We start from the raw sequence: 21,459 nt of genomic DNA, 5'->3' as shown, positions 1-21,459 counted from the left end.
TTGACTGAAGGGGGGTAGGAAGCGGTGAAAAAATAATAAATGGAAGAACTCTTACAAAATCCTGATTTTCAAAAACTCGTTCCTTATTTGGTGGTAGCATTCTTTATCCAGTTGTTTGTCTGGATTCTGTTTGCAAATACGATACGGACGACTTTAAATTTGATTAAAAAAGAAAACAGGTGCCTATTGCCAAGCCAAGCCTGGTTTGTTGCCTTGCCCTTCTTTAATATTTATTGGAATTTTGTGGTTGTTCGCAGACTTACCGACTCCCTCAATAATGAGTTTTATGATCGGCAGGTCGCTGTAGAAGAAGACCCCACACAGAAGCAGGGGTATATGTATGCAGGAGGCTATATGGTTAGTAATATTCCACTACCGGCCTTTGTCGGATTTATGGCTTCCATTATTGCCTTTGTAGGTTTTGTGTTGTATTGGTTTAAAATATATGAGTATAAAAAGCTATTAAAGCAGCCTTTTGAATATCGGGATGATACTAAAACCGATGATGAAGATTTTCAGAAGGAAGAAAATCTATAAATGCGAATCGTATGAAGCTAAAAGAAATAACACAATATCTTGAACAGATAGCTCCTCTCTCTTATCAAGAATCGTATGACAATTCTGGTCTAATTGTCGGGCATCCGGATGACGAGGTTAATAAGGCATTGATAGCACTAGATTGTACAGAGGAAGTTGTCGATGAGGCAATGGCCAAAGGGTGTAACCTGATTATTTCACATCACCCCATTGTTTTTAAAGGACTGAAAAAATTCAATAATAAGAATTATGTAGAGCGAACGGTGATAAAAGCAATAAAAAATAACATTGCACTGTATGCTATACATACAAATCTGGATAATGTAACTGGCGGTGTCAGTTCCAAAATAGCGGACAAATTGGGCTTAATAGACCAAGCTATACTAAGTCCGAAATCGGGGTTGCTGAAAAAACTAGTTGTGTATGTCCCTCGAGTTCATGTCGAACAGGTTCGTCAAGCACTATTTGAAGCAGGTGCCGGAAGCATAGGCGACTACGACCAATGCAGCTATAATACTGCAGGATATGGTACGTTCAGGCCTTTAGATGGAGCGAAACCTGCCATAGGGGAAGTCGGTGTGCAAGAGCGGGTAGAAGAGACTAAGATTGAAGTTGTTTTTCCAGCGCCAGCAGAACGTGGTATCGTGGTCGCCATGTTGGCAGTACACCCTTACGAAGAGGTCGCCTATCACATCGTAGCGTTGGAAAATAATCTACAGCAAGTGGGATCTGGAGTAATTGGTAACTTATCTGAGCCTATAGCAACAGCAGACATTCTGCCCTATTTGAAAGATCGACTAAAACTAAATGTAATTCGCCATACCAAACTGTTGAGCCAGCCGATTGAGCGTATAGCGGTTTGTGGTGGTGCAGGTGGGTTTCTGTTAAATGAGGCTAAGCGATCAGGAGCTGATCTTTTTGTCACTGCAGATTATAAATATCATGAATTTTTTGACGCTGAGGGAGATCTAATAATTGCGGATATCGGGCATTTCGAATCCGAACAATTTACGCAAGAATTATTGTTGGAGATTATTCAGAAAAAATTTGTTAACTTTGCTGTTCTATTGACAGAAATAGATACAAATCCTATAAAATACTACAGTTAATGGAACAAACCGTAGAACAAAAATTACAAGCATTGTGGGCATTGCAATCGATCCACACAAAGATAGATAAGATTCGTCAAGTACGTGGCGAGCTACCTATAGAGGTTGCCGACTTGGAGGATGAATTGGCTGGGTTAGAAACGCGTCTTGAAAAGATCCGTATTGACCTAGACGACTTAGAGGATTCAATTGTAAAACGTAAAAATATGATTAAAGATGCACAGTCTGCAATCAAAAAATACGAAGGTCAATTGAATGAGGTTAAGAACAATCGTGAGTATGATGCGATATCCAAAGAGATTGAGATTCAAGGCCTAGAAATTCAAGTTTGTGAAAAACGTATCAAAGAAGCTGAGTTTGAAATTAAAAATAAAACAGAAGCTTACGAAAAGACAAAAGGGAATTTAGATTACTCTAAAGGAGAACTTGATGTTAAAAAACAAGAATTAGAAACAATCACATCGGAGACGCAGATTGAAGAAGAAGCGTTGGTGAAGAAAGCGGATACCGCTGCTGGTAAGAACGAAGAGCGCCTTTTGAAGGTTTACAATAAACTTCGCAGCTCTTACCGTAACGGATTGGCTGTAGTTTCTATCGAACGTGATAGTTGTTCTGGATGTCATAATAAGATTCCTGCGCAGTTGCAATCAGAGATTCGTCAACGCAAGAAAATTATCATCTGCGAGCACTGTGGACGTATTATCGTTGACGAAGAGATCGCATCTGAAGATTAATCGTGGTCAATTACAAGACAATATTAGAGGCTGTTCATTTTGGACAGCCTTTTTTTTGTTTATTTCATATGTGTATAATTATTTCATGGGGCTGCCTTTTCAACGGCCCCAGTTTGATTTTCATCTGTCATCCGCCAGCTGGGCAGACTCTAGAGAAGTGTTTCTGATAGAGAGGTATTTTACATCTTATTGCAACAACTTGGATATAACTCTTTTTCTTCCTATAAAATCAAATATCTTTGTCGTTCAATAACCTTGAAAATATCTTTATGTTAAAAAAAGTCTCTAATTTACTGAGCGTAGTCCTGGCTGTCGGTAGCCTGTCTGCGGCTCATGCTCAACAGGAAACATTGCTGTTGCGTAATCCCAGCATTAGCAAGACACATGTCACATTTGTCTATGGTGGGGATATTTGGATTGCCGATAAAAGCGGGCAGAATCCACGTCGACTAACCACCAATCCTGGAGTCGAAATGAACCCCATGTTTTCTCCTGATGGTAAGCAAATTGCTTTTACAGGTAATTATGACGGAAATACAGATGTATATACTATTCCTGTAGAAGGTGGTGAGCCAAAGCGTATCACGTTTCACCCGACAGCGGATTTGGTGAGGGGATGGTTGAATAACAATGAAGTGTATTTTCAGGCAACACGTGAGTTTCAGTACTCACTGGGGTCTCGATTATACAAAACAGGAATTGCCGCAGAGAACTCTACGCCGTTGATGATGCCTGAAGCATATCAAGGAACACCGTCTGATGATGGTCGGTACTGGGCATATATCAAAAACGCTGATCCGACAGAGCGGGATCGTGTGGCCTTCAAGCGTTATCGTGGAGGAGGTATGCCGTCTATATGGATCTTCGATACCAAAACTAAAAATACAGAAGTGATCCCAGGTGAAAACTGTAATGATGTAAGGCCGGTATGGTTGGGGTCGAAAATTTACTTCTTATCCGATAGAGATAAGATTGTAAATATCTATAGCTACGACACCAAATCGAAAAAGGTAGAGAAGCTTACAAATTACAATGATTACGATGTTCGTACCTTGCAGGGTGTGGGCAAAGAACTTACATTCGAGTATGCTGGAAGAATCCATATTCTTGATTTAGGATCAAATAAGGTGAATGCGTTGAATATCGCCGTAACAGCAGATCCTATGTTCAAGAGATCAAAGTATGTAGATCTCAGAGATGATATCCGCAACTTTGATATTTCTCCTACAGGACAACGTGCATTGTTTGAGAGCCGAGGTGAAATTGTTTCAGTTCCTAAGGAAAAAGGCGATGCGAGAAATATTTCTAATTCCGTTGGTAGTCATGAACGATTCCCTTCTTGGTCTCCAAATGGAAAATGGGTTTCCTATCTTTCGGACAAAAGCGGTAAGTATCAGCTTGTCCTCCGTGACCAAAAGGCCGTAGATGAACCGACTTATATCAACTTAGGTACTGGTTTATTCTTTTTTGAACCCACATGGTCGCCAGATAGTAAAAAGCTATTCTTCAATGATGCCCATTTAAATCTATATTATGTCGATATCGTTACAAAGAATGTGGTGTTGGTAGATTCTGATAAATTGGCTTCTATTACCGGGCGTACACGTAACCATTTTGAACCATCTTGGTCGTTTGATTCCAATTGGATTTCTTACGTAAAGAGTCTTAACAATGGTGTCCGCGCTGTATTTATGTATAACTTGAAGACCAAACAGACACATCAGATTACAGATGGTATGAGTGCCGCTGCACAACCTACTTTTAGTAAGGATGGGAAATATCTTTTCTTTACCGCAAGTACGAATACAGGGCTGACGAACTCTGGTCTACATATGTCTGCCTACGAGCGCAATCCACAGTATAATGTCTATGCATTTATCTTATCCAAAAAAACACCGTCATTACTTAAAAACGAGAGTGATGAGGAAACAGTAAAAGAAGATAAAGTAGAAGAACCTAAAAAAGAAGAGAAGGTCGCTGATAAGAAAGATAAGAAAAAACCAGAAACTAAAAAAGAGTCAAAGCCGGCCGCAAAACCGGTAGAGAAGAAGTTGGAAGTAGATTTTGGTGATATTAATAATCGTATTGTGGCTTTACCGCTTCCGGCCAACTTCTACAGATTGGATGGCAGTGTCGAAAATACGCTGACCTACCAGAGGGGAGGTACTATTGGGGCTTTCGATCTCTCCAAAATGGAGGATAAAGCCCTTGTAGAGAATGCGCGGGGATTCCGTATCAGTGCAGATGGCAAAAAGATGATGTACACAACCGGCAGGGATTATTTTATCGTTGCAGCGGGGCAAAAGCCAGCGCCAGGTTCAGGAAAGGTTAATATCGATAACTTTAAATTCGAAGTAGATCCTGCTGCCGAATGGAAGCAAGTATTCAATGAGGTGTGGTCGATGCAGAAAGAGTTTTTCTACGTAGAAAATATGCACGGCGCAAATTGGGATGCTGTAAAGGTGAAATACGAGAAATTTTTACCTTACGTCAATCACCGTTCAGATTTAGGATACCTATTGAATGAGATGATGGGCGAGTTGGTCGTGGGGCACGCATATATTTACCCCGGAGATCAGCCATCATCACCATCCGTGAGTACAGGAGCATTAGGTGCCGACTTAGAGCAAGTAGATGGATACTATAAGATCAACAAAATCTTCACCCGTTTAGATTGGAATCCTTCCTTTAAGGCACCATTGGCCGAGCCTGGATTAAATATTAAAGAGGGGAACTATATTGTCGCAGTAGATGGGGTAAAGCTTACGTCGGCTGTAAGTATATACAAGCTATTGGAAAATAGAGTAGGCAAACAAGTTGTTTTGAAAATCAACACGAAGCCTTCTTTTGACGGCGCTAAAGAGGTTATCGTGAGACCTATTTCATTTGCGAATGAGATTGAATTGCGCCGTATGGATTGGGTCGAAACGAATCGTAAAAAAGTAGACCAATTAAGTAATGGGCAGATTGCCTACGTCTACATGCCGAACACGGGCCAAGAGGGGTATACTAATTTTAATAGATATTATTTCTCACAGATGGACAAAAAGGCACTTTTGTTGGACGAGCGTAACAACGGAGGCGGTTCTGTTGCAGATTACGTCATTGATTTATTGTCTAGAGAGCTTATCGCTGGCTGGGGTATACGTGATGGAAGATCATTTACAACACCTGGAAATGGTATTTATGGACCAAAGGCAATGATCATTAATGAAAATGCAGGTTCTGGAGGAGACATGATGCCTTATATGTTCCGTTTCAAAGGATTAGGTAAGCTTGTCGGTCGTACGACAATGGGGATATTGGTTGGTATTTCGGGCTATCCGCCACTATTGGACGGTGGTAGCATTACCTCTCCCAATTTTGGAGTATACGATCTGAAGGGTAACTATATTATCGAAAATGAAGGTGTTGCACCTGATGTTTTTGTCGAACAAATGCCAAAGGATCTATTGGAAGGAAGAGATCCTCAGTTAGAGAGAACAGTTAAGATTCTTCTAGATGAGATCAAGACTTATCCATATCAAGAAGTCAAAAAGCCAGCGGATCCAAACCGTGCTAATTAAAAGTTATAAAAGGGGGCCTAGCCCCCTTTTCTTATTCTAAATAATAAGTAACTTTAGCCCATGAATCAATATGTTGGTAAACCCAATGGACCATGGAGCTCTTTCGTGATTTTATTGGGACTTACACTAGGATGTAGTGTTGTTGTCCAGTTATTAGTGCTTATCCTTGGTGTCTTTTCAAATGGGTGGGGGGGAGAAATATTAGACAGTGGAGGAGATTTATCTTCTTTTGCTGATCGCCCTTTTTTTTTATACGCCCTATTGGTTTCCAGTTCTTTCGGAACCTTTTTATTACCTGCCCTTGTGTTGCAGAGACTTGAACCCTATTTTAATTATTTTCCCACTGAGAATAAAAGGGTCTGGTTGCCATATGTTGTTGCTGCTGCGTTGTTATTTGCTTTTGGTCCTATCATGCAATTAATTGGCGAAGCAAACATGACGATGACATTACCTGAGAGTTGGAATAAAATAGAAGTGTGGATGCGAACGCAGGAAGATAGCATGGCTGTATTGACAGAGCGGATAGTTATGGTCGATAGTTGGGAGTTCCTAGTTGCCAATATCATTGTCATGGCGGCGATGCCTGCTATCGCAGAAGAATATTATTTCCGTGGATCCTTGATGCATATGATCCAGCGATTGACAAAAAACTATCACCTTACCGTATGGGTGTCAGCTCTTGTTTTCAGCGCTATACATGTACAGTTTTTTGGTTTTTTTCCGCGTATGCTCTTAGGTGTATTTTTTGGATATATGTTTGTTTGGACGCAGAATATCTGGATTCCTATATTGGCACATTTTGTTAATAATGCCACTGTTGCTGTAATAGCCTTTGTTTATACACGACAAGGGAAGACATATGCCGATTTGCAAACATACGAGAGCTATACAATATTTGTGTATATTGGCAGCTTGATGCTAACAATATTGTTGGGCGTATGGTTTTATAAAATTTCAAAAAATAAAGAAGTATAATGGAGAAGGGTTGGAAAAAGATTAAGATATACAGTAGTGCTATCGAAGCAGAGATCGTGAAGCAGATGCTGGTGGAAAATGAAATACCGTCTGTCGCGATGAATAAGCAGGATTCTTCTTATTTGTTCGGCAGGATAGAACTGTATGTCCATGAGGACTTGGAGGAGCAAGCATTGAAGTTAATTGAAGCTGGTGAAGGAGCTAATACAGTAGGAGACGATGTTAACTAGAGCAATTACAGGTTTCTTTTTTATAGCAGTATTGATTGGAGCCCATCTATTAGGGCAAGCTGTTTTTGTATGTTTTTTTTCCTTGATCGGACTTTGGTGTCTATTTGAATTTTACGGTATAGTCCGTAGAGAAGAAGTAAAACCGATGGTGGTATTAGGTCTTCTTGCTATGGCAATCTTGGCCGGCCTTGTAGGTTTGCATTGCATAGGGTTGATCCCTTTTATCAAAGTTTGGTTATTTGTTCCTTTTTTCTCGGCATTGTTTATTGCCGCTTTATTCCAAAAGCGTTTATTTCCATTTAATGATATTGCATATACCTTGTTAGGGATTATTTATGCAGGGATCCCATTTTTGTTTTTTGTGGCATTGGGCTTTGTGAAAGGAACTTTTAACTATTATATTCCTCTTGGTTTCTTGTTGATCCTTTGGTCTAATGATACAGGTGCTTACCTTGCTGGTCGAAGCTTTGGTAAGCGTAAGTTGTTTGAGCGGATATCTCCTAATAAAACCTGGGAAGGTTTTATCGGTGGAGTTGTATTTGCTATGGCTATTGCCTTCAACCTGGAGCAGTATTTTGGCTCCTTAGCTAAATGGGAGTGGGCATCTATGGCGTTGATTATAGGTGTATTCGGCACGTTAGGTGACTTGGTAGAGTCTATGTTAAAGCGTAGTTTGGGGGTAAAGGATTCGGGTAATATTTTGCCGGGACATGGTGGGTTTTTAGATCGTTTCGATGGTCTGTTGATGGCTGCTCCTTTGGTGTTTTTGTTTCTGTTAATGATACAATAGTTATGAAATATCCATGTAGCAGAACTGCACAAAAACGTGCATAATATACTTTGGATATTCCATATGACCATTAAAAGTCAAACCGAGCTTGCGAGCTCGTCTAAGATAATTATCTACATATGAATATTTCAGCAACAACAATCGATTTTCTTTCGGGACTTAAAGCAAATAATTCAAGAGAGTGGTTTCAGGAACATAAAGATCATTACGATGAGGCTTTGCAGAATGTAAAGTTATTCATCGAAGCAATGATTGCCGAGTTGTCAAAGTTCGATCCATTGATCAATACGGATATTAAAGCAGCTAAATGTATGTTTAGGATTTATAGAGATGTACGTTTTTCTAAAGATAAATCTCCTTATAAGTCTTGGCTTGCAGCCGGTATCTCTATAGATGGCAGGAAGCTTGAGGGCCCGGAGTACTACATTCATATTGAACCTCAGAATTCGTTTATAGCTGCTGGATATTGGCGCCCTAAAAAGGAACATCTTGATGCGATCCGACAAGAGATTGATTATAATTATAAAGCGCTGGAGGAGGCGTTGCAAAATGGCCAATGGAAGATTTCTGATCTTTCCCAAGAAGACAAGCTTAGTAGACCTCCCGCAGGATATTCGTCAGAAGATCCGAATATTGAAGTTCTCAAGCTGAAAAGCTTTATCATCCATCAATCACTAGCAAATGAGGATCTCACCCAAGCAGATGCTCTACAGCAGGTTATAGGGTTTTGCAAAAGAATTTATCCCCTTAAGAAATTCATTCAAGAAGCAATCGATGTAGAGCTTTAGTAGGGGAAACTAACTTTACCCATGCATACAGCGGGCGAGTCTTTTAGCCAAGAAACATGATCGGGGCTTCCTGCAACAGTTTCATTTGCCAATATGGCAAACAGACAGGCTTCTTTGGCATCAGGATTCATTTCTATCTCATCCATTGAAGCGACTTTTACAGTCTGCAATTCGGTACGGATATTTTTCATCAAAAGAGGATTATGTATGCCTCCGCCACTTACATATACGGCGATATTATCTAGGCCTGTGGACACCTTCCTAATTCCTTGAACGATAGCTTTGGCAGAGAACATATTGAGTGTAGCCATGATGTCTTCGTGAGACAGCTTGTCTAAATTTGCTTCCTCTATTTTTCTTTGGAGATAGCTGAGGTTGAAGAGTTCTGGACCTGTTGTCTTTGGAAAAGCTAGATCTAAGAAATCTTCTTTTAACAAATGAAGAAGTAGCCTGTCATTGACCTTTCCTGACTGCGCCTTCATCGCGTTTGCATCCATTTCTACACCGAAGTTTTTAAACATATATTGATTCATCATCGTATTTCCAGGACCGAGGTCGCTTGCAAATCCTTGGCTCGATGAACCTTTGTTGGGAAGGAAAGTGAAATTCGAAATGCCTCCGATATTGAGTAATATTCGAGTTTCAGTTGTATCAGTGAATAAAAGGAAATCACCATAGGCTGCTAAAGGAGCTCCTTCTCCTCCTGCCGCAATATGTTTCTGTCGGAAGTCGGATAAGGTAATGATTCCGGTGTGAACAGCTATGTGGTCCCCGTCTCCGATCTGAAGTGTGCTGTTTGGGAGATTATAGTCCTTCGTTAGTATTTGAGGAGCATGATATACAGTTTGTCCATGACTGGCTATCAGATCAACTTCCATTGTATCAATTCCCCACTGGGTTAACGCTTGATTGATAAGTTTCGAGTGCGTAATCGCCACATAAGGGTTGATGCCGCAGAGATCTTGTTGGTTTATTTCAGTCTTTGCAAAGATCTTTCGGATATATGTTCTGAACTGGTCTTCATAAGGTAATGTTTCAAAATGAAGAATATCCAATTCAGTGTCAAAGCCACTCCCTCGAATTTTGCAGAGTGCAATATCGAGACCATCTAAAGAGGTTCCAGACATAAGACCAATGATTAACCGACTTTCCTTTCGGCTTATTTCGTAAAGCTTTGCAATTTGGCTGTTCATATTCTAAAAATACATATAATCGCTTTTGGTAATGTCAATTGTTAATGATATTTTTGAAAAAAAGAACAAAAAATGAATTTTCCAACAGAATTGAAATACACAAAGGATCATGAATGGGTTCGTGTAGAAGGCGATGAAGCCGTAATCGGTATTACAGACTTTGCTCAACGCGAGTTGGGTGATATTGTTTTTGTTGATATTAACACTGTAGGGGAAGAGGTGACTGCGAATGAAGTGTTTGGTACTATCGAAGCAGTAAAGACTGTGTCTGATTTGTTTATGCCCGTAAACTCAACAGTTTTGGCCGTGAATGATGCAATTGATGCCTCTCCTGAATTAGTGAACTCTGATCCATACGGTGAAGGTTGGATCATCCGCGTAAAATTAACGAATCCAGCAGACATAGATGCCTTGTTGACAGCAGATGCTTATAAATCTGAAATTAACGCTTAGTCTATAATGTTGCGTATATAAAATAACAGAAAAGTCCCTCCTAGGAGGGACTTTTCTGTTATTTTATTTCTTTTAGTTCTATGCTGGAAGATATCTTATTTCCTTGTACTTCAATGGTAGTGTTGACAACAGAGTGTTTGGTAAAAAAGGTGTTGGGGTCTAGGATATAGTAACCTGTAGATGTTCCAATACTAGTGCCCGCGTTGTCGGTATAAGTACCTGTCACATTAATCTTATAGCCATCGGCGGTCTTCTCTGCAAAGGTATTTACATTCTTTCCTTTTGCTCCTAATTGTGCCAAGCTGATTTCATTTTCCCAAGAGTCTCCGATAGATAAAGGTTTATCCGGAAAGGCAACGGACATTCCCTGAATGCTAGATCGATCAAAGGCCTCTGCCGGAACATTCGGAAAATCCATTTCCAATACCTTGGCGTTTTTGTCCATTGTGATACTAAGCTTATTCTCCAAGAGAGGTTTCAGCTGTGTAGACATCATTTCCTCCATCTGGTTGGAAGGTTCTTTGGAAGAGTCATAAGAGATAGTAACTATTCCGGCATTGATATCGGTCTTGACCTGGGTATACTTAGCTTCGTACTTCGCCGATGATTCCGTAACTTCTGTTGCTGTCATATTCATGCGCATAGTCATATCCATGATCATGTTTTGCGCACCTTCAATATCCGACTTCATAATCATTTCAATGGGGATGACCTTTCCTTTTTCTGGGTTTAACCTAAAGGTGATCTTCTCTTGTGCCTGTGCGCTTAGCGTGATTGTAGCAGCAATGAATAATGTAGTGAAAAGTCTGTTCATATAGTTCTAATTGTTGATTGTGTATAAGTCTTACTAGGTATAACAAAAATCTGTTGAATACTCGGACTATGATATGTCGTCGAACCAAGCTTTTTGTTACAGCGTTTAGCAATGATTATGTTAAAATAACTCTTTTTATTCAGATTATTGCTCCATATTATAGGGTATAAAAAAAGGAGTCCTTTAGGACTCCTTTGATTTGTATATTTTGTACAAATTATTTTTTACTATAAGTTACCTCTTTTACTGCATTAATCACTTTTGCCACGCTTGGTAAAGTCGCTTCTACCAAAGTAGGTGCATATGCCAAAGGAACGTCTGCAGATGTTACACGCAATACAGGAGCATCTAAGTAATCAAAAGCATTTTTCTGAACATGGAAAGAAATCTCGGAAGAGATAGAGGCCAATGGCCATGCTTCTTCAACAATAACTAATCTATTCGTTTTCTTAACAGAGTCAACTACTGTTTTGTAATCAATAGGACGTACAGAACGTAAATCAATTAATTCTACACTAACACCTTCTTTTTCTAACTCTGCTACCGCAGGGATTACCACTCTTGGTAACATTTTTCCAAAAGAAACAACCGTTACGTCAGTTCCTTCTTGTATGATATTAGCTTTTCCGATAGGAAGATAGTATTCTTCTTCAGGTACCATTCCTTTATCGCCATACATGACTTCAGACTCCATGAAGATAACCGGATCTGGATCGATGATGGATGATTTTAATAAACCTTTTGCATCATAAGGGTTGGAAGGAACTACTACTTTTAATCCTGGTGTGTTCGCATACCAGTTCTCAAAGTTTTGAGAGTGTTGTGCTGCCAACTGTCCTGCATTACCTGTAGGGCCACGAAATACAATCGGACAAGAAAGCTGACCACCGGACATTTGACGGATTTTTGCTGCTGAATTGATGATCTGATCTATTGCAACTAATGAGAAGTTGAATGTCATGAATTCCACAATTGGCTTCAAGCCATGTGTTGCGGCTCCGACAGCGATACCTGCAAAACCTAATTCAGCAATAGGAGTGTCAATAATACGTTTTGGGCCAAATTCGTCTAGCATACCTTGGCTCACTTTGTAAGCACCGTTATACTCTGCAACCTCTTCGCCCATTAAAAATATAGTTTCATCTTTACGCATTTCTTCGTTCATTGCTTCACGAAGCGCTTCTCTGAATTGAATTTCTCTCATTAGTTTTGAAATCGTTTTAATTAACCTTTGATATGCAAAAATACTATTTAATAATGATATTTCATATGCATATAAACTGCCTTTTAGAGGCGATCTGGTAGCTTGCGTATCCAAGCGATATTACGCACGTTTTTTTAGTGTGCGCACTACTTCGTGTTAATCCGTATTTGCGCGGCTTACATTATATGGATATTTCACACGTGCGATAGGTAATGTTGCTGTCCCCATTCGTGTACTTTGCCTGGGTTATTTGTTTTGTATTAGAAAATCTTGCAGCCATTTGTTTATATTTTGGATTGCTAGCGGTATTTCCCAATTATCCCTGTTTCGCTTTTCGACATAATTAGATATAGCACGTATTTGAAGACAAGGTAAGCCTTCTTCGGTAGCGACGAAAAGCACGGCCGCACCTTCCATACTTTCAATTGTTGCTCCGGGAAATCTTTTTTTCAGGACATGAATTGATGGAGTATGTCCATGTACCATATTGACGGTGATCGCTGTTTCTTGTGGGAGGGAGATCGTAATATTTGGAGGGGGTGAAGAACGGAACATACTGTTGCCAAACCCAAGATCTTCCAAAGAGAGAAACTGCTCCGCATCTTCTGCTCCGAGTTCCGAAAAATGGTCTTCTACAATGTTGACTACGCTTCCTAAAGCAATATCCTTAGAGAATGAACCCGCTATTCCAATATTTAAGATGTAATCAGGGCGGGACTGCGTGATCCTCTTTCCCAGCTGGTATGCGGTAGCTGTCATTCCGACCCCCGTAATTAAATAAGGGATCTGTAACTGCGATAGTAAGTCCAAACTCGGGGCAATTTCCCCTTCGGTAGCGGCGACGACTAGAGGTTTCATTTTTCTGTGTTTTAACTTTAATGCAGGTATACTTTGCTTTGTAGTTGCTAAAATAGAGTTTTTTGCGTGATATTATTGTCATAAAAAACACCCAATAATAGGGACTGTGTGTGTAATAAGCTTTATGCTGTACAAATGGGATATATAGGATTGTTTATCAAAGCATTTTTATCTAAGTTTGCGTATATGATATACATTACAAGGCGAGAGCGATTCTGTGCCGCCCATAAGCTGCATCGCGAAGATTGGTCGGAAGAGAAAAACGAAGCCATTTTTGGTTATTGTTCAAACCCCAATTGGCATGGGCACAATTACGAATTGTATGTTACGGTAAAAGGAGAGGTAAATCCAGAAACTGGGTTTTTGATCGACCTGAAGTTGATGAAGCGTATTATAAATACCTACATCATTACTCCAATGGATCATAAGAATATAAATTTAGATGTCGATTTTATGCAGGGTAAAATGGCTTCCACAGAAGTGATCGCTATGGAGATATTTAAAGTATTGAAGCCTCATTTTGAACAAGAGCAGGTTCAGTTACATAGCGTAAAGCTATACGAAACAGAAAATAATTCCGTCGAGTATTTCGGCGATTAATCACATAAAATAATTAGCTAAAATGAGTAATTCTACGGATTTCAATGAAGAATTGGATCGCTATAAAAAAGTAGAACAGTATGATGTAGAGCAGGTAGACCGTATAGCCTCACACTACAACGATATTCTATCTGCCATAGGTGAAGACCCTAATCGGGAAGGTTTGATCAAAACTCCAGAACGGGTGGCTAAGGCTTTACAATACTTAACACATGGCTACGATGTTGATGCTGCAGAAGTATTACGTAGCGCGATGTTTGAAGAAGATTATAGCCAGATGGTAGTTGTTAAAGATATAGAAGTGTATTCGATGTGTGAACACCATATGTTACCCTTTTTTGGGAAAGCACACATCGCTTATATTCCTAACGGACATATCGTAGGATTGAGTAAGATTCCACGTATTGTAGATGCCTTCGCTAGACGTTTACAAGTCCAGGAACGATTGACTAATGAAATTAGGGACTGTATTCAAGAAACATTGAATCCTGCCGGCGTAGCCGTAGTGATGGAGTGTAAGCACATGTGTATGGCTATGCGTGGTGTTCAGAAGCAAAGTTCAGTGACGACAACGTCGGCTTTTACCGGTGAATTTCAAAATGATGTTACAAGATCTGAGTTCTTAAGGTTAATTACAGCCTCATTAGATTAATCAATAATCTGGTTTTAGAATTCAAAAAAAGCTCTGTTTTTCGATAGGAAACAGGGCTTTTTTAGTTATTTATTAAACCCTTTTATCATCCGGATGTCTATGTGGAGGCGTAAAAAAAGTTTTTTTTTTGAATTAGTTCCGTAGATTTGCAGTTATGTTTCAAAATGAAGAACGGGTAAGTGGTTATTTAGAAGGTACTTGTGACGAAGAGAATTCGTTGCTCCGTACGATAAACAGAGAGACGTATCTAAAAGAAACAATGCCGCATATGTTGTCTGGTCATTACCAAGGAAGGGTACTGTCCATGATCAGTAAGATGCTGTCTCCCCGAAAAATTTTAGAGATAGGTACTTTTACAGGTTATGCAACGTTATGTTTAGCAGAAGGGTTAAAAGAAGACGGTATCTTACATACCATAGATATTAATGAAGAGCAGGAAGAGCGAGTCTCTGGTTATTTTCAGCGGTCTGCATACGCTGCTCACATAGAATATCACATTGGGGATGCCTTTGAAGTGATACCTGCCATCGCAGGAGAATTTGATTTAGTTTTTATCGATGCCGATAAAAAAAGGAATTTGGTTTATTACGAGATGTTAATAGATCGTGTTCCTTCAGGGGGAGTGATTTTGATAGACAATGTTTTGTGGAAAGGAAAGGTTTTTGAAGAGAATCCAGATAGCCAGACAAAACAGGTTTTGGAATTAAATGCTACCCTGGCAAAAGACAACCGTGTAGAAAAGTTGATTTTGCCGATTAGAGACGGGCTTTTTGTATTGCGCAAAAAGTAATTGTTGAACTAAAAAGTAGAAAATGCAAAAATGTTTATGCAGCAAAATGTTGCTAATACTAGTATTGTGTTTTGCTTCTGTAACGACACTGTTAGGACAAAAGAAATTTAGTCCTTCAAGTTACATCGAGCAGCACAAGAGCGTTGCACAGCAACTCATGCGCGAAACAGGTGTGCCAGCATCTGTGATCTTAGCAATCGCTATTCATGAAAGTGCCTATGGTAATAGCCGAATTGCAACAAACTTGAACAATCATTTCGGAATTAAGGGAAAAAACAATAGTAAGACCATCAGGTCTGCCTACAAAGGCTATGAATCTGTTTTGGCATCTTACCATGATTTTGTAGATTTACTGCAGCGGAGGAAATCAACGCAGGGATTATTTGATAAGTATTCTCCGTTAGATTACAGCGCTTGGGTCAAAGGAATTGCACGGTCGGGATATTCAGCAACCCGCGACTGGAGTCGCAAGGTTCTGGGGACTATCGATCGTTATGATCTGGATGATCTGGATGTAAAATAATACATTATATACTTTTTGTTTTTTGATGAGATCTGTTTTTTTGCTTTTTGTCCTCTTAGGACTGTTGAGCTCTTGTGCTTCAAAAAGAGGCACAGTGTTGTCCAATCCCAATTCATCCAGTTCTTATGGCTCAAAAAAAACACCTTCCAAAGGAGGGGTCTCTAGTACAGGTCTGTCGTATATTGAACAGTATAAAGGGATCGCTATCCGAGAGATGAATCAATACGGGATTCCCGCGAGTATTAAATTAGCGCAAGCACTTTTAGAATCGGGCAATGGAAACTCTTATTTAGCCCGCGAAGCGAATAATCACTTTGGAATAAAGTGTGGTGGCGTCTGGACCGGAAAAAGTGTAAGAAGGGCTGATGATAACCCGAATGACTGTTTCCGTGTTTACGACAATCCCGAACAGTCGTTTAAGGATCATTCCCAATTTTTATTACGTAAGCGCTATGAGAAGTTGTTTGCGCTTGACAAAGATGATTATAGAGGCTGGGCCAAAGGTCTAAAAGAGGCGGGTTATGCGACTAATCCGCGTTATCCAGATTTACTTATTGACCTGATAGAAAGATATGCTCTATATCAATATGATCGGGCAGAGACCTATGTCGAAAAGGAAAGAAGAGAAGAGCAGGTTGTACATGCTATTGAAACGAAAGTAGAGTCAGAGCCTATTGCTAAACCGGAACAGATAAAATCACCGGTTGCGATGATTATTCACGAAGTAAAACCTCAACAGACATTATACAGTATTAGTCGTCAATACAATGTTACAATTGATCAAATAAGACAATTGAACGGTCTTTCTGGAGATGAGATCGCTATAGGGCAGCTTTTGGTAATTACCAAGTGATATTAAAACTTGTTAAAAATATGGCGTTTTGTTGGTAATAATGTAGCTTTACGGTTGTGAATGCCAATCTAAACATAATATCATTATTGTTTTTTCTTTCTTTTTGTATGCCGACTTATTCGCAGCAAAAGGTGGAGGGCCTGATTTTTGATAAGGATACGAAGCAGCGGATTGGTCGTGTATTGATGATTAATAAGACCAGCGGCGCAAATATCTTTAATAATTCAAGAGGAGAGTTTGCTTTAGATATGTCTCCCGGCGATCAGATTATCGCGCAAAGAGAGCAGTATTTTAGCGATACCTTGACTTATGAAGGTCAAAGCGTGTTGATTTTTAATTTAAAGAAAACTTCTATTTATATAGATCCTGTAACGGTTCTTGGGCGTAAGACACCGGAGCAAATTTTAGCAGAACGTCGAAGGGACTATGATAAAGCCTATAAATTGGCCGATCCAGGGAGTTACCTAAGCGTAGGGCCGACAGGTGCAGGTCTGAGTATTAATGCGATTTATAGCCTCTTCAGTAAAGAAGCGAAAAATGCGAGGCGGTTGACCAGGTATTTTGAAAGGGAATATCAGGAAAATATTGTCGATATGCGTTTTTCTAAAGAGTTAGTCAAGTCGGTTATAGGATTAGAAGGCGAACCGCTAGACAATTTTATGGTAAGGTACAGACCTTCGTATGATTTTGTATCTTTGGCAACACATTATCAACTGGTAAGTTATATAAAGTCGAAGTATGAGTACTTTAAATATGTGCCTTATATTAAGCCTTTACCAGATTTGAATAAAATTGATATTAGTAACAACGATTAGTTATAGTCTATGATGAAACGTTTACCCTTGTTTTTAAGCATTGTGCTGCTGTCCGTCAGCGCGAAGGTGTTTTCTCAAGCAAATCTAAAGGACCTGAGAGAGAAACCTAATACCGAAAAATTGACTGCAGATACAGCAAAAGGCCTTCAGATCAAACAAATTAATGTTCCGATACCTAAGCTCGGATTAGAAGTGGATTATTGGAAGCATTGGACCAAATTTGGTATAAATGCAAATCAAGCATCGTTTAGTGAAAACTGGAATGCGGGAGGGGTAAATTCTGTCGCTATAGGAGGTACGTTTTGGCATAAGTCTGATTATAATAAAGATCGATTCAATTTTGTTACCGAATTTGATTTCAAATATGGGAAAATCTGGAATAAAGATCAGTTGGCTAAGAAAAATTTGGATAGGCTTTTTTGGGATAATAAGCTAGCCTACAAGTTTACGGATACTTGGGCGCTTTATTTTTCATTTACTTTCGAATCTCAATTTGATATAGGTTATAAGTACGATGCAAAGGGAGAAAATATTACCGATACGGTCTCCGCATTTTTGGCGCCGGGATATTTTACAGAGTCATTCGGTTTCGAATATAAACCAGATAAGACATTTTCATTACGATTGGGTACAGGTACTGCTCGGCAGACTATTATTGCAGATAAAAGAATTGCTCCGCCGATAGAAGCAACTAAACCTGTCTACGGTGTTGAGCCGGGGAAAAAATTTAAAAATGACCTCGCTTTTCAGGTGACAGCTAATTTAGATCGTAACCTATCTCAAAATCTTAATCTGAAAGCTCGTTATAACTTATTTGCAGATTATAAAGATATTTCGGATCCGGATCACCGTTTAGATGCAACATTAAGTGCTAAAGTAACGAGTTTGGTTAACGTAGGCCTTACTGGTATTCTTGTTTATAATTCAGATGAATCGTCAAAGGTGCAGTATAGTCAGGCGCTGACATTGGGGGTTATATACGCATTGCCAAGATAGGAATTGATATGCGGTTGAGGGGTGTTGTTATTGGGATATGCTTATTCGGACTTGTGGGCTGCGGTACATCAAAGAAGACCTTGATGTCGCCAAGGACCGTCTCTAGCATAGATCAGGTAAAGCTAGATACGGTAGCGAAAATAATTGAAGCACCCAAATTGGTTATAGACAATGCAATGGACAGCTCACTTGTTCAGGTCCCCCGAGAGTTAACACCCGAGGAACGGATCATTGAACAAAAACGAACTGGTGTGTACAAAGGTGCCGATTGGGCCGCTGCGATACATTACGATCTTCGTAAGCCAAATTTTGTCATTATACACCACACCGCGCAGAATAGTGTCGCTCAGACCGTTCGGACATTTCAGGTTCCACATTCCAAAGTTAGCGCACATTATGTCATCAGTAAGACGGGACAGCTTATCCAGATGCTTAATGATTATGATCGTGCCTGGCACGCCGGTAAATCCAAGTGGGGAAACATTGATGATCTAAATTCAGTATCTATCGGGATCGAATTAGACAACAATGGCAAGGAGCCGTTTCCAGATGTTCAGATCAACGCCTTACTCATCCTTTTGGATACATTGAAGACAAAATATCTTATACCTCAGCTCAATTTTATAGGTCATGCAGATATCGCCCCTATGCGAAAAGACGATCCCAATGTTTTGTTCCCATGGAAGTCATTGGCGCAAAACGGCTTTGGTATCTGGTATAATGAAGATTATTTGATGTCGCCCCCAGCGAATTTTAACCCTATTGACGCGCTGAAGATCATGGGATATGATATGCGTAACCCCGAAGGGGCAATCCGCGCATTTAAGCGCAAGTATATTGTCAAGGAAGTAAATGGAGTGCTGACAGCGCATGATCAAGCTGTACTTTATGATCTGTACCGTAAGTATTATTAGGAATTAGATTTGAGTTAAGAGATGAGAGATTTGAGAATGAATGGTCTCTATTAATAAACCATTAACCATCAATCATTGTTCTTTATTCCTTGCTGTAGTAAATATCCAAATAAAATAACAAGTATACACCCAATAAGGTTGAGCCATAGGAAAGCTACTATATCCGCTTTCCAAATACCAATGATTATAACTTCGGTAATTATAGCAGACCAAAATACGGCTTTCCCTCCGATTTTCTTGAAGTAGAAGGCAACAAGGAATATTCCTAAGATAGTACCGTAAAATAAAGAGCCTAATATATTAACTGCCTCCAAAAGATTACCAAGCTTATTGGCATATAGTGCAATAATTACCGTGAATATGCCCCAGCCCAGCGTAAAGAGACGCGAAGCCTTTAAGTAAGTGCGCTCAGAACCCTGCTTATTGATAAATCGCTTATAGATGTCGATTACGGTCGTCGAAGCGAGCGAGTTTATTGCACTGGCGGTAGCGCCCATCGAGGCAAGCATGATGATCGCTATCAGCAGACCGATAAAGCCCTTTGGAAAGGTGGAGGTCACAAACGATAAAAAGATATAGTTATTGTCATTTACATCGGCGTGTTCATCATTTTTCTTGATGAGTTTGATTACGTCTTCCCTTAGTGATGTTGACGCTGTGTTTAGCGCATTCAACTCTTCGCCTTTGCGTTCTATTCCTGCTTTGTCATTATGCGATAGCGCTTTCGTAAGTTCGTGGATTGTTTGCGATTTTTTTTCGCCGAGAGATTCCTGTTGCTGCAACAGATCCATATATTCAGCCTTATAGCTGCTGTTTTCCAGTTTTTTGGTCTCTATCGAGTTGAAAAATAAAGGTGGGGTATGATACTGATAGTACGCAAATACCAATACCCCAATCAATAAAATGCAAAACTGCATGGGTACCTTTAACAATCCATTCATCAGAAGTCCCATTCTGCTATCACGGATAGAAGACCCTGTTAGATACCTCCCGACCTGACTTTGATCCGTCCCAAAGTAAGACAATTGAAGGAAAAAACCTCCGATCAAGCCTGTCCATACGGTATATTGGTTGTTTAAATCGAACGTGAAATCAATAGCATTGGTTTTACCCGATTTACCTGCAATATGTAGCGCCTCACGGAATCCAATATCCTCCGGGAGAAGTCGGATAACCATAAAACCAGCCGCTAGAAGCCCTGCAAATATGATTCCCATTTGCAGTAACTGCGTATAAGATACAGCCTTGGTCCCCCCATATACTGTATAGAGTACCACCACGCTTCCCATGACCAAAGTGGTATAGGTAACATCAATATGCAAAATAGTAGATAGTATTATGGATGGGGCAAAAATAGTAATCCCGGTAGATATGCCACGTTGGATAAGAAATAGGAAAGCCGTTAATGCTCTCGTCTTGATGTCAAATCGCTTTTCAAGGAATTCGTAAGCGGTAAATACCCGAAGCCGATGAAAGATAGGGACAAAAGTAATACAGAGCACAATCATGGCTAAAGGCAGTCCAAAGTAGAATTGGACAAAGCTCATTCCCGAGGTGTAAGCCAAGCCTGGTGCGGATAGGAAAGTGATTGCACTGGCCTGCGTAGCCATTACAGAGAGCCCCACATTGTACCAAGGCAATTCGCGATCGCCTAATAAATAGCCGTCTATGTTACGAATATTCCTGCTTTTGAATATACCGTAGGTGATAATCAAAAGCAGGGTAGAGAAAAGTACTATCCAATCGATAGGACTCATGAGTAATGCACCGTAAATAAATACATAAATACAATACATAACAATAGCCAGATCACCAATATCCAATAGAACTGGCGCCAACTACGTACTAAAGGAGGGAGTCCCTTATCTGTCATGAGGTTTTTGTGGTAAAAGCACTGTATTGAAGAAAACTGCGAAAATAAACCCGCCTACTAGCCCCCCAATAAGACTTAAAAATGATCCGCAAGAAGCAAAAGCCGTTAGTGCGCCCAATACAGATCCGATTAATAAAATTAAACCTTTTACGTTAAGAGGTTGTACATCGTTTACTTGATTTTCCATATATA

At 39.8% G+C, this 21,459-nt stretch carries 23 protein-coding genes; 17 read left to right on the top strand and 6 right to left on the bottom strand.

The window, feature by feature from the left end:
- The first annotated feature begins 39 nt into the window (after positions 1–39).
- The 8 genes from G7B18_RS10730 to G7B18_RS10695 all read left to right on the top strand — a co-directional run bounded on the left by G7B18_RS10730 (position 40) and on the right by G7B18_RS10695 (position 8,729).
- Positions 40–537, top strand: a complete 498-nt coding sequence (locus G7B18_RS10730) for a hypothetical protein (protein ID WP_205600187.1) — start codon at positions 40–42, stop codon at positions 535–537.
- A gap of 11 nt (positions 538–548) precedes the next feature.
- Positions 549–1,646 carry a Nif3-like dinuclear metal center hexameric protein gene (locus G7B18_RS10725; RefSeq protein WP_164109852.1) on the top strand — a complete coding sequence of 366 codons (1,098 nt, stop codon included), beginning with the start codon at positions 549–551 and terminating at the stop codon, positions 1,644–1,646.
- The gene (locus tag G7B18_RS10720) at positions 1,646–2,380 is read left to right on the top strand and encodes a zinc ribbon domain-containing protein (RefSeq protein WP_079645454.1); all 735 of its coding nucleotides are present in this window, start codon (positions 1,646–1,648) and stop codon (positions 2,378–2,380) included. Before G7B18_RS10725 ends, G7B18_RS10720 begins: the two co-directional genes overlap by 1 nt.
- Positions 2,381–2,649: 269 nt before the next feature.
- Positions 2,650–5,946 carry a S41 family peptidase gene (locus G7B18_RS10715; RefSeq protein ID WP_164122529.1) on the top strand — a complete coding sequence of 1,099 codons (3,297 nt, stop codon included), beginning with the start codon at positions 2,650–2,652 and terminating at the stop codon, positions 5,944–5,946.
- Positions 5,947–6,006: 60 nt separating this feature from the next.
- The gene (locus tag G7B18_RS10710) at positions 6,007–6,921 is read left to right on the top strand and encodes a CPBP family intramembrane glutamic endopeptidase (RefSeq protein WP_164109848.1); all 915 of its coding nucleotides are present in this window, start codon (positions 6,007–6,009) and stop codon (positions 6,919–6,921) included.
- Positions 6,921–7,151, top strand: a complete 231-nt coding sequence (locus G7B18_RS10705) for a putative signal transducing protein (protein WP_164109846.1) — start codon at positions 6,921–6,923, stop codon at positions 7,149–7,151. The genes G7B18_RS10710 and G7B18_RS10705 overlap by 1 nt, the downstream gene beginning before the upstream one ends.
- A complete protein-coding gene (locus tag G7B18_RS10700) occupies positions 7,141–7,941 on the top strand; it encodes a phosphatidate cytidylyltransferase (protein ID WP_164122526.1) in 801 nt (266 codons plus the stop codon). Before G7B18_RS10705 ends, G7B18_RS10700 begins: the two co-directional genes overlap by 11 nt.
- 119 nt (positions 7,942–8,060) lie before the next feature.
- Complete coding sequence (locus tag G7B18_RS10695) at positions 8,061–8,729, top strand: DUF2461 domain-containing protein (RefSeq protein ID WP_164109841.1); 669 nt, start codon at positions 8,061–8,063, stop codon at positions 8,727–8,729.
- On the opposite strand, the gene G7B18_RS10690 is transcribed toward G7B18_RS10695, so the two are convergent.
- On the bottom strand, positions 8,726–9,922 hold the full coding sequence (locus G7B18_RS10690; RefSeq protein WP_164109839.1) for an anhydro-N-acetylmuramic acid kinase: 1,197 nt from the start codon (positions 9,920–9,922) through the stop codon (positions 8,726–8,728). The genes G7B18_RS10695 and G7B18_RS10690 overlap by 4 nt on opposite strands.
- A 72-nt stretch (positions 9,923–9,994) precedes the next feature.
- Here G7B18_RS10690 and gcvH point away from each other — a divergent pair, with 72 nt between their 5' ends.
- Positions 9,995–10,375 carry a glycine cleavage system protein GcvH gene (gene gcvH, locus G7B18_RS10685; protein ID WP_164109837.1) on the top strand — a complete coding sequence of 127 codons (381 nt, stop codon included), beginning with the start codon at positions 9,995–9,997 and terminating at the stop codon, positions 10,373–10,375.
- Between the two features lie 58 nt (positions 10,376–10,433).
- Here gcvH and G7B18_RS10680 read toward each other — a convergent pair whose 3' ends face one another.
- From G7B18_RS10680 to mqnB, 3 genes are all read right to left on the bottom strand, one after another.
- Entirely contained in the window at positions 10,434–11,189 is a 756-nt protein-coding gene (locus tag G7B18_RS10680) for a DUF6263 family protein (RefSeq protein WP_164109835.1), read from the bottom strand.
- Between the two features lie 217 nt (positions 11,190–11,406).
- The gene (locus G7B18_RS10675) at positions 11,407–12,393 is read right to left on the bottom strand and encodes a pyruvate dehydrogenase complex E1 component subunit beta (RefSeq protein ID WP_164109833.1); all 987 of its coding nucleotides are present in this window, start codon (positions 12,391–12,393) and stop codon (positions 11,407–11,409) included.
- A gap of 246 nt (positions 12,394–12,639) precedes the next feature.
- On the bottom strand, positions 12,640–13,251 hold the full coding sequence (gene mqnB, locus G7B18_RS10670; protein ID WP_164109831.1) for a futalosine hydrolase: 612 nt from the start codon (positions 13,249–13,251) through the stop codon (positions 12,640–12,642).
- Between the two features lie 186 nt (positions 13,252–13,437).
- Here mqnB and G7B18_RS10665 point away from each other — a divergent pair, with 186 nt between their 5' ends.
- From G7B18_RS10665 to G7B18_RS10630, 8 genes are all read left to right on the top strand, one after another.
- Positions 13,438–13,851, top strand: a complete 414-nt coding sequence (locus G7B18_RS10665; protein WP_164109829.1) for a 6-pyruvoyl trahydropterin synthase family protein — start codon at positions 13,438–13,440, stop codon at positions 13,849–13,851.
- Positions 13,852–13,873: 22 nt separating this feature from the next.
- A complete protein-coding gene (folE, locus tag G7B18_RS10660; RefSeq protein ID WP_164109826.1) occupies positions 13,874–14,503 on the top strand; it encodes a GTP cyclohydrolase I FolE in 630 nt (209 codons plus the stop codon).
- 154 nt (positions 14,504–14,657) lie between these two features.
- On the top strand, positions 14,658–15,293 hold the full coding sequence (locus G7B18_RS10655) for an O-methyltransferase (protein ID WP_164109824.1): 636 nt from the start codon (positions 14,658–14,660) through the stop codon (positions 15,291–15,293).
- A 46-nt stretch (positions 15,294–15,339) separates the two neighbouring features.
- A complete protein-coding gene (locus G7B18_RS10650) occupies positions 15,340–15,816 on the top strand; it encodes a glucosaminidase domain-containing protein (protein WP_240452831.1) in 477 nt (158 codons plus the stop codon).
- A gap of 25 nt (positions 15,817–15,841) precedes the next feature.
- Positions 15,842–16,669 (top strand): glucosaminidase domain-containing protein, encoded by an 828-nt coding sequence (locus G7B18_RS10645; protein WP_164109821.1) that lies wholly within the window; start codon positions 15,842–15,844, stop codon positions 16,667–16,669.
- Between the two features lie 107 nt (positions 16,670–16,776).
- Positions 16,777–17,484 carry a hypothetical protein gene (locus tag G7B18_RS10640; RefSeq protein ID WP_164109818.1) on the top strand — a complete coding sequence of 236 codons (708 nt, stop codon included), beginning with the start codon at positions 16,777–16,779 and terminating at the stop codon, positions 17,482–17,484.
- Positions 17,485–17,493: 9 nt separating this feature from the next.
- On the top strand, positions 17,494–18,480 hold the full coding sequence (locus G7B18_RS10635; protein ID WP_164109816.1) for a DUF3078 domain-containing protein: 987 nt from the start codon (positions 17,494–17,496) through the stop codon (positions 18,478–18,480).
- Positions 18,481–18,563: 83 nt separating this feature from the next.
- Entirely contained in the window at positions 18,564–19,394 is an 831-nt protein-coding gene (locus G7B18_RS10630) for an N-acetylmuramoyl-L-alanine amidase (RefSeq protein WP_164109814.1), read from the top strand.
- A gap of 68 nt (positions 19,395–19,462) precedes the next feature.
- On the opposite strand, the gene G7B18_RS10625 is transcribed toward G7B18_RS10630, so the two are convergent.
- Together G7B18_RS10625 and G7B18_RS10620 are read right to left on the bottom strand one after the other, a co-directional pair.
- Positions 19,463–21,151, bottom strand: a complete 1,689-nt coding sequence (locus tag G7B18_RS10625) for a sodium:solute symporter (protein WP_164122625.1) — start codon at positions 21,149–21,151, stop codon at positions 19,463–19,465.
- Positions 21,152–21,256: 105 nt separating this feature from the next.
- The gene (locus tag G7B18_RS10620; protein WP_164109812.1) at positions 21,257–21,454 is read right to left on the bottom strand and encodes a hypothetical protein; all 198 of its coding nucleotides are present in this window, start codon (positions 21,452–21,454) and stop codon (positions 21,257–21,259) included.
- Positions 21,455–21,459: the final 5 nt, after the last annotated feature.

It is taken from the genome of Sphingobacterium sp. xlx-130, assembly GCF_011007405.1.
Lineage (GTDB): Bacteria > Bacteroidota > Bacteroidia > Sphingobacteriales > Sphingobacteriaceae > Sphingobacterium > Sphingobacterium luzhongxinii.
Note: the sequence above shows the minus strand (reverse complement) of the source record. Positions and strands in the feature narration are given on the sequence as shown.